We start from the raw sequence: 6,478 nt of genomic DNA on the forward strand, positions 1-6,478 counted from the left end.
CCTAGGGTCTGCTGAATAACTGAAAAATGTTGATTTATCAATGCTTTGAGGCTATTTTATTGGGGAGGGGCGTGCAAGGAAATTAGGATTTTAAGTTTAAAATCCTTGCATCGGTTATTTTTTTCTGGCAAAAAGAATATAAATAAAGAGGCTGTAACTACTCCCCACTCCCTACTCCCTACTCCCTACCCTCACCAAAAGACTTTTTCAGCAAGCCCTACCTATCTGTCCCATTAGTTCTGATAACTAGTTTTATAGTCATATTCATATGACTTTTACTATTAGACTGGGACTTATAGTCCTAGGCGGGTGTGATAGAAAATCTATCATATTTTATGGGACAGATTACTAATCATAAGTTTGAGCCTTCAGCAATGTCTTAACATCATTGCGTATTTATATATTGTGAGTATGTTAATCATGTCCCACTAGTTTATCCCGTAATTTTTTAATGCGATCGCGGAATGTGGCAGCTGATTCAAATTCTAGGTTCTTGGCTGCTGTTTTCATCTGGGTTTCCAATTGCATGATTAAGTCGGGAATTTGCTCTAAGGAAATATCGTCAAGGTGTTCATCTACAACTTGTAAGTCTTGATTATTTAACCTTCTGGAGATTGATAAGAAAGATAAAATCGAATTACTAGATTTCTTGACAATGGGTTTGGGTGTAATCCCATGCATCTTGTTGTATGCAATTTGAATCCCCCTTCTTCTTTCAGTTTCATCAATGGCTTTGACCATGCTATTGGTGAGGTTATCTGCATACATAATCGCTTGTCCTCGAATGTGACGAGCTGCCCTACCAATGGTTTGAATCAGGGAACGTTCTGCACGCAAAAATCCTTCTTTATCTGCATCCAAAATCGCTACTAGGGAAACTTCTGGTAAATCTAATCCTTCCCGGAGTAAATTTACACCTACTAGTACATCAAATTTACCTTCCTGTAAATCTTGTAAAATCTCAATCCGTTCAATGGAGTTAATCTCAGAATGTAAGTATCGCACCCGAATCCCATTTTCTTCCAGGTACTCCGTCAAGTCCTCTGCCATGCGCTTAGTTAGAGTCGTAATTAATACCCTCTCCTGGCGATCGCATCGATCTTTAATTTCACCCAGCAAGTCATCAATTTGTCCTTCTGTGGGACGAACCATAATTTCTGGATCAAGAACTCCTGTAGGGCGAATAATCTGTTCAGCAATATTATCTTCAGATATTTCTAACTCCCAATCTCCGGGAGTCGCAGACACAAAGATACACTGATTCACCTTTTGCCAAAATTCCTCAGCCTTGAGGGGACGATTATCTGCTGCGGAAGGGAGACGAAAGCCATGATCAATTAAAACCTTCTTTCTGGCTTGATCGCCATTATACATGCCGCGAATTTGAGGGACAGTGACGTGAGACTCATCAATTACCAGCAGCCAATCCTTAGGGAAATAATCAATCAAACACTCTGGCGGTTCTCCAGCTTGTCTTCCAGCTAAATGGCGGGAATAATTTTCTACACCATTACAATACCCCACTTCCCTTAACATTTCTACGTCGTAGCGGGTGCGCTGATCTATGCGTTGTGCCTCTACTAATTTACCAGCTGCTTCTAACTGGGACTTCTGTATTTTTAATTCCGCCGCAATATCATGACAAGCTGACTCTAGCCGTGATTCTGGGGTGACAAAGTGCCGTGCTGGGTAAACATTCACCGCTTCCAGACTGGTAAGAATTTCCCCTGTCACCGGATCTAAATAACGAATCGCGTCTATTTCATCCCCAAAAAATTCCACCCGAATAATCCGATCTTCATAAGCTGGGCCAATTTCCAGTACATCCCCCCGTACCCGAAACCTTCCCCTACCCATTTCCATGTCGTTACGCCTATATTGCACCGACGCTAAAGCCCGTAAAATTTGCCGTTGGTTCACTTCCAACCCTACTTGTAAAGGAATGGCTGCTTTCAAGTATTCTGAGGGCATTCCCAAGCCGTAAATACAACTAATAGAAGCGACTACCACCACATCCCGCCGTTCAAATAGGGATCGGGTGGCGGAGTGACGCAACATATCAATTTCATCATTAATTGACGCGGTTTTTTCAATATAGGTATCGCTGACAGGAATATAAGCTTCTGGTTGATAATAATCGTAATAGCTGACAAAATATTCTACGGCGTTGTGAGAAAAGAAATCCCGCAACTCATTACATAATTGTGCCGCCAGGGTTTTATTATGTGCCAATACTAAAGTTGGTCTCCCAACCTTCTCAATCACTCTCGCTATGGTGTGAGTTTTTCCCGTACCAGTTGCTCCCAGCAAAGTTTGGAAGCGATTCCCAGTTTGTATACTGGCTGTTAATTGAGCGATCGCTTGAGGTTGATCACCTGTAGGTACAAAAGGTGCTTGCAGACAAAATTCCTTCATAACTCTCGCCGTTGTCAATCCCTATTGTATGGTAGCGGATTTGTGGGGGATAACTGAGATGATTAGTGTAGATGCGATCGCAATTTTTCTGGGGAACATTGCCTTTAAAGGTCATACATAAGCAAGAAAGCCATGTATCATACAAATAAATTCACATAAATTAACAATGGTAGAACGTCCAATAAAAAAATCTGAGCGTCAGCCTAAAGCCAATAGTGAGGGTGATTCTGACAATTTGACTTCCACACCTTCTCGAAAATCAAATCGGAAAAAATTTAAGGGAAAAAGCAAGAAATCATCCTTTGAGGAGGAATCTAAACCACCTGTGAATCCTGCTTTAGCACGTCCTCCCAAGCCTCCCAAGCTGCAAGCCAAAGCAGAGCCAGAGCCAGAAGAACCAGAAATTGAATCAGAGCAAATCTCTGAAGAACAGCCAGAGCAGGCAGTAGAAGGACAAGAGGAAAAGCAAGAAGAATAATTTTTTTGTTGGGAAGGTAGTACTGAGGGGTTAAATCAATTATTGGTTTTTCCCCTTAGAGAAAAAATGATTTTTGTGTTTAGGATTGTAATTTTAGTAATTATTCAGTGATTCATTCACAGACTGATTAATTAACCCGCAATACAAAATCAGATAAACTCCTCACACAATTGATTTTGTATACCCAGGATTAAAAAAATAGGGGTAAATTTCTCCAGTCCGGAAATCTTAAATTGTTTAATGATTTAGTACAGCTGTTGCTTGGTTGTACTAGCAGGCATAACTAACAGAAGTTTTTTTTATACCTTTTTGTAAGGGACTATGCCAACACTGCTTTTTGTAACCAGCCCAGACAATTTGCCATAGAGGTGGTGAACTTACCAAGAGTGATCGCCCGAAAGTTGACAATCTAGCCCGATATTTCATCACTTCCATGTTATCCCCCACAGGTCTGATTTGCGTAATTGTGACTAAAGCTTGATTTGGTCGAGGATAAATTACCTCTATTTTGTGTATTTTGCTTTTCAATTTGATGTTGTAGAAAGCATTCATGGCAAGTACTTCCGGATTGGTTCCTTGCCGCGAATATTTGATCCTGTCTAGAGGTATGCTTGTATACTTCTCTTCATTGGTGTGTGCCACAACACGACCGATTGGTATAGCAGCAGGTAAGTTTGGCTGTTGCCGGGATTTTGAAGTATCTATTTGTGTCGATGGCTGAGGATTAATAAAACGTAAGCCACCGGCAACTATGGCAAAGATACTTATTATCACAAGTATTAATATGTTAGACTTTGCCGACATAAAATGTAAAAAGTTATTGCAAACAGTTTAGTTATCTGGTCGTATTTTAGATTGAGGAGTAACACTTTTACTTCTTGCTTTTGGCTCAATCTTTTCCATTATGGGATCGTTGATAAGAAATACAAATAAGTAGACCATGAAGTTTCAAGATAGTTCCGCCCGTCAGGGAAGAGGAGTGGAGGAAGGATGGAGGGAAGGAGGGATGGAAGGATGGAGGGATGGAGGGATGGAGGGATGGAGGGATGGAGGGATGGAGGGATGGAGGGAAGAAATAACTATTAACTGTCAACCATAAACTTGGTAGTCAAGATACAATTCAATCTGGCACTAGCCGTTAAATTCTATCAATTGTCGATTCGCCAAACCTCCCTATGAGCATTCACGAAATATTCATGCCCGCACTCAGTTCCACCATGACCGAAGGTAAAATTGTATCCTGGGAAAAATCGCCTGGAGACAAGGTAGAAAAGGGTGAAACAGTTGTGGTTGTGGAGTCAGATAAGGCAGATATGGATGTAGAATCCTTCTATGAAGGATATCTGGCAAACATTATAGTACCAGCAGGTGAAAGTGCAGGAGTGGGGGCGGCGATCGCGCTTTTGGCAGAAACTGAAGCCGAAATTGAAACGGCGATCGCTCAGGCAAAAACTTTGGCAAGTTCTACACCCACACCTGTTGCTAGTACAAGCAGTTCTCCAGCAGCTCCAATACCTACTGGCTCACCAGTCGCAGTGGTTGAAAATGGCTCTAATGGCTCCCAGGGTTCTGGAAGAATTGTGGCTTCTCCCCGTGCCCGGAAGTTGGCTAAGGAGTTGAAAGTAGATCTAACTAATCTAAGTGGTAGCGGTCCTTACGGTCGTATTGTGGCGGGTGATGTGGAAGCATCTGTTGGTAAGACTACAAAGACTACACAGCCAACTACCCCTGTTGTACCAGCAGCAGTAACCACCCCAGTCACAGCACCAGCCCCCGCAACCACACCCGTAGTCCCTGCCGTAGCTGGTCAAACTGTACCTTTAAATACCTTGCAAAATGCCGTGGCGCGGAATATGGTTGCTAGCCTATCCGTACCAATTATTCATGTCGGTTACACAATTACTACCGATGCCTTGGATCAGTTATATAAGCAAATTAAATCTAAGGGTGTAACTATGACGGCTCTACTAGCAAAAGCAGTAGCAGTCACTTTGCAAAAGCATCCCATTATCAATGCCGCCTATTCAAACCAAGCAATTGTCTACCCTTCTGCAATTAATATTGCTGTAGCTGTAGCTATGGATGATGGTGGATTAATTACCCCAGTATTACAAAATGCTGACCAATTGGATATTTATTCTCTATCGCGCAATTGGAAATCCTTGGTAAATAAGGCAAGAGGGAAAAAGTTACAGCCAGAAGAGTACAGTACTGGTACATTTACCCTATCCAACTTAGGAATGTTTGGTGTGGATAGATTTGATGCGATTCTTCCCCCCGGACAAGGTTCTATTATTGCGATCGGTGCATCCCATCCTCAAGTTGTCGCCACAGAGGATGGTATGTTTGGTGTGCGGCGACAAATGCAGGTAAATATGACCTGTGACCACCGAATTATTTATGGTGCTCCGGCTGCGGCATTCTTACAAGATTTAGCCAAGTTGATTGAAACCAATCCCCAATCTTTAACAATGTAATGGTGTAAAACTTTACGTCATAGAAAAGATAATCATCCCGTAGGGGCACGGCATCTACAATCTTTACTCTCGCCGAGGAATTGTAAAGGTGCCGTGCCCTTTCTCATGATTATTAAGTAGGACTTTTTCAGCAAGCCCTACTTAGAAACTAAAAATTCTTTAACATTTAGAATCTCAATACTCCTCCAAGGATTTAGCACTAGCAAATCATCATCTCCGGTAACAATACACTCTACTTGACCACTAACTGCTAATTCCAAATATTTATTATATTTTGAGTTTCGGCATTCATGAACCTGTTCATTCACTTCAATAAAATGAACACTTTCTGTTAAATTTTCTAGAAATTATTGCCTCCTTTCTGTGCTAATGTCACTCCTACTGAATTACCAATTTTGCGTAACTTTAAGGTTTGCATCATTATCTCCTAACAATGTAGTTACGAGTGTGACTACTATTTTAGCCTTTAACCCTTAACTCTGATAATTCTGCCAACTGAACCAAAAAATCCTCAGCATGTCCCTTCACCCTTATTCTCAGTTATTTTGTTGACAAAGTTGTGATGTTCAGAAAATTGTAATCCCTGTTGTAAAATTGCTAATACTTGGACTAAGTATCCTGTAAGTAAAGCTAATTGAGCTAACCATAAACCAGGAAAATATTCACTACAAATAAGACCTTTTTGATTGAGCTTAAGTTCACCCCTCGTAATTTGGCTACAGTATTGTTGATGTTAAATATTTTGCAATAACTGTAAAACATTCAGAGAAAACCTGTACACTAGGTCGAAGAACTAGCCCTAACAGCAAACAGTAGCTTAACAAACTGATGAATGTGACTCTTACTGTCAATGGTCAACAGCATACTCTGTCCATTGAACCACGTGTAACACTCCTAGATTCTCTACGAGAATACTTAGGATTAGTAGGTAGTAAAAAAGGGTGCGATCATGGACAGTGTGGAGCCTGCACTGTTTTAATTGATGGTCAGCGAGTTTATTCCTGTCTCACCCTGGCAGTAATGCAGGAAAATAAAGATATTATCACCATTGAAGGCTTGGCAACAGGGGATACTCTTCATCCAGTACAGGAGGCATTTATTAACCCTC

Annotated in this window: 6 protein-coding genes and 1 pseudogene; 4 read left to right on the plus strand and 3 right to left on the minus strand. The window is 41.2% G+C overall.

Annotated features, from left to right (window positions below; translation table 11 throughout):
• Nucleotides 1-414: 414 nt before the first annotated feature.
• The gene (gene uvrB, locus CALSC_RS06220; RefSeq protein ID WP_088240526.1) at nucleotides 415-2,415 is read right to left on the minus strand and encodes an excinuclease ABC subunit UvrB; all 2,001 of its coding nucleotides are present in this window, start codon (nucleotides 2,413-2,415) and stop codon (nucleotides 415-417) included.
• A 166-nt stretch (nucleotides 2,416-2,581) separates the two neighbouring features.
• Between uvrB and CALSC_RS06225 the strand changes: the two genes are divergently transcribed.
• Nucleotides 2,582-2,893, plus strand: a complete 312-nt coding sequence (locus CALSC_RS06225; protein WP_088240527.1) for a hypothetical protein — start codon at nucleotides 2,582-2,584, stop codon at nucleotides 2,891-2,893.
• Between the two features lie 270 nt (nucleotides 2,894-3,163).
• On the opposite strand, the gene CALSC_RS06230 is transcribed toward CALSC_RS06225, so the two are convergent.
• Complete coding sequence (locus CALSC_RS06230) at nucleotides 3,164-3,667, minus strand: hypothetical protein (RefSeq protein ID WP_143288173.1); 504 nt, start codon at nucleotides 3,665-3,667, stop codon at nucleotides 3,164-3,166.
• 166 nt (nucleotides 3,668-3,833) lie between these two features.
• On the opposite strand from CALSC_RS06230, the gene CALSC_RS26935 reads away from it, so the two are divergent.
• Together CALSC_RS26935 and CALSC_RS06235 are read left to right on the plus strand one after the other, a co-directional pair.
• A complete protein-coding gene (locus CALSC_RS26935; RefSeq protein WP_200817580.1) occupies nucleotides 3,834-3,992 on the plus strand; it encodes a hypothetical protein in 159 nt (52 codons plus the stop codon).
• Nucleotides 3,993-4,068: 76 nt separating this feature from the next.
• Nucleotides 4,069-5,370 carry a dihydrolipoamide acetyltransferase family protein gene (locus CALSC_RS06235; RefSeq protein WP_088240529.1) on the plus strand — a complete coding sequence of 434 codons (1,302 nt, stop codon included), beginning with the start codon at nucleotides 4,069-4,071 and terminating at the stop codon, nucleotides 5,368-5,370.
• A 137-nt stretch (nucleotides 5,371-5,507) separates the two neighbouring features.
• Here the strand turns inward: CALSC_RS06235 and CALSC_RS06240 are convergent.
• Nucleotides 5,508-5,702: pseudogene (locus tag CALSC_RS06240) on the minus strand (putative toxin-antitoxin system toxin component, PIN family); the annotation flags it as partial.
• A 496-nt stretch (nucleotides 5,703-6,198) separates the two neighbouring features.
• On the opposite strand from CALSC_RS06240, the gene CALSC_RS06250 reads away from it, so the two are divergent.
• A partial coding sequence (locus tag CALSC_RS06250; protein WP_143288174.1) for a (2Fe-2S)-binding protein occupies nucleotides 6,199-6,478 on the plus strand: 280 nt, incomplete at its 3' end.

Source organism: Calothrix rhizosoleniae SC01, from assembly GCF_900185595.1.
Classification (GTDB): Bacteria; Cyanobacteriota; Cyanobacteriia; order Cyanobacteriales; family Nostocaceae; genus Calothrix_A; species Calothrix_A rhizosoleniae.

Bases quoted from the DNA above. Each gene is read 5' to 3' on its own strand.
- uvrB (WP_088240526.1), bottom strand. From the start codon at position 2,415: ATGAAGGAATTTTGTCTGCAAGCACCTTTTGTACCTACAGGTGATCAA.
- CALSC_RS06225 (WP_088240527.1), top strand. From the start codon at position 2,582: ATGGTAGAACGTCCAATAAAAAAATCTGAGCGTCAGCCTAAAGCCAAT.
- CALSC_RS26935 (WP_200817580.1), top strand. From the start codon at position 3,834: ATGAAGTTTCAAGATAGTTCCGCCCGTCAGGGAAGAGGAGTGGAGGAA.
- CALSC_RS06235 (WP_088240529.1), top strand. From the start codon at position 4,069: ATGAGCATTCACGAAATATTCATGCCCGCACTCAGTTCCACCATGACC.